Origin of the sequence: Rhodopseudomonas sp. BR0C11 (assembly GCF_010820945.1) — a bacterium.
Classification (GTDB): Bacteria; Pseudomonadota; Alphaproteobacteria; order Rhizobiales; family Xanthobacteraceae; genus Rhodopseudomonas; species Rhodopseudomonas palustris_H.
The window spans coordinates 1-818 of sequence record NZ_QTKI01000773.1 but is presented as its reverse complement, the minus strand read 5'-3'; the positions used below and the strand labels follow the sequence as shown (position 1 = coordinate 818).

General features: G+C 66.4%; 1 protein-coding gene. It reads right to left on the bottom strand.

Annotated features, from left to right (window positions below; translation table 11 throughout):
* Positions 1-818: dihydroxy-acid dehydratase domain-containing protein (locus DYI24_RS27285; protein WP_205523720.1), on the bottom strand; the 818-nt coding region annotated here is incomplete at both ends.

Below are 818 nucleotides of genomic sequence, written 5' to 3'. Positions count from 1 at the left end.
GATACAGCATCTCCTGCATGCCCGGACCACCGCGCGGACCTTCGTAGCGGATCACGACGACGTCGCCGGCGACGATCTTATTGGTCAGGATCGCCGACACCGCGTCGTCCTGGCTCTCGAACACCTTCACCGGGCCGGAGAAGGTTAGGATCGAGGCGTCGACGCCGGCGGTCTTCACGATGCAGCCGTCCAGCGCGATGTTGCCGTACAGCACGGCGAGACCGCCGTCCTTGCTGAACGCATGCGCGGCGTCGCGGATCACGCCCTTCTCACGGTCGAGATCGAGCTCGTCGTAGCGACGGTCCTGGCTGAACGCCGTCTGCGACGGCACGCCGCCCGGGGCCGCCCGGAAGAAGGTGCGGACGCTCTCGCTATTGCTCTGGCGGATGTCCCACCGCGCCAGGGCTGCGCCGAGCGTTTCGGAATGCACGGTGCCGCAGGAGGTATCGAGCAGACCGGCGCGATCGAGCTCACCGAGGATCGCCATGATGCCGCCGGCGCGATGCACGTCTTCCATGTGCACATCAGACACCGACGGCGCGATCTTGCTGAGGCACGGCACCCGGCGCGACAGCCGGTCGATATCCTTCATCGAGAAATCGAGTTCGGCCTCGCGCGCGGCAGCGAGCAGATGCAGCACGGTGTTGGTCGAGCCGCCCATCGCGATGTCGAGCGTCATCGCGTTCTCGAACGCCTTGAAGTTCGCGATGTTGCGCGGCAGCACCGAGGCGTCGTCGTTTTCGTAGTAACGCCGCGCCAGATCGACGATGGTGTGGCCGGCCTCGACGAACAGCCGCTTACGGTCGGCGTGGGTGGCG